Origin of the sequence: Aphanothece microscopica RSMan92, assembly GCF_046613545.2 — a bacterium.
Lineage (GTDB): Bacteria > Cyanobacteriota > Cyanobacteriia > PCC-6307 > Cyanobiaceae > NIES-981.
The window spans coordinates 1-607 of sequence record NZ_JBKKKY020000342.1 but is presented as its reverse complement, the minus strand read 5'-3'; the positions used below and the strand labels follow the sequence as shown (position 1 = coordinate 607).

Genomic DNA, 607 nt, shown 5'->3' with positions numbered 1-607 from the left:
CGTCCCTTGCGTTGATTTCGACAGGGGCCTTGGTGCAAACCTTCGGTGGTTACGGAGAAGCCATTGCAACGTTTGCTCTGGCCTACGTTGTTGGACTCGGTACCCTCTATTTCGCTCGCGAAACGCGCGGGCAAGCGCTTCCCGAATAATGGTGGTACCGACGTGTACGAGCGAACACAACCGCATGAGCAATACCCACATTCTTGCAGCCCGCATACATGGGCTCTATTTCGGCGAAAACTGGACGTCCGTGCATCTTCAGGGCCTCCTTCACGACATACCGTTGTCCGCAGCCATGCATCAGATAGGTGGTGCAAACACGATTCTCGCATTGGCGTATCATTTGCACTACTATACCAAGGCTCAGCTGGATGTTCTACGGGGCGGCACTCTCAATGCAGATGATCAACGGAGTTTTGCCCACCCCGAGATTGTCCAGGACGAAGAATGGAATGCATTTCGCGAAACGATATGGGCAGAGGCTCGCGAGTATTGCGAGCGTGTACGACAACTGGATGAAGCAACCTTGGACATGCCATTTGTTGAAGAGCGCTATGGCACGTATCGGTCGAACATCGCGGGGAACATCGACCATGCCTACTATCAT

The 607-nt window shown here is 53.5% G+C and carries 1 protein-coding gene; it reads left to right on the top strand.

Annotated features, from left to right (window positions below; all coding sequences use genetic code 11):
- Positions 1-184: 184 nt before the first annotated feature.
- Positions 185-607 (top strand): hypothetical protein (locus ACLD7X_RS17895; RefSeq protein ID WP_411425039.1); only part of this gene is annotated, 423 nt, incomplete at its 3' end.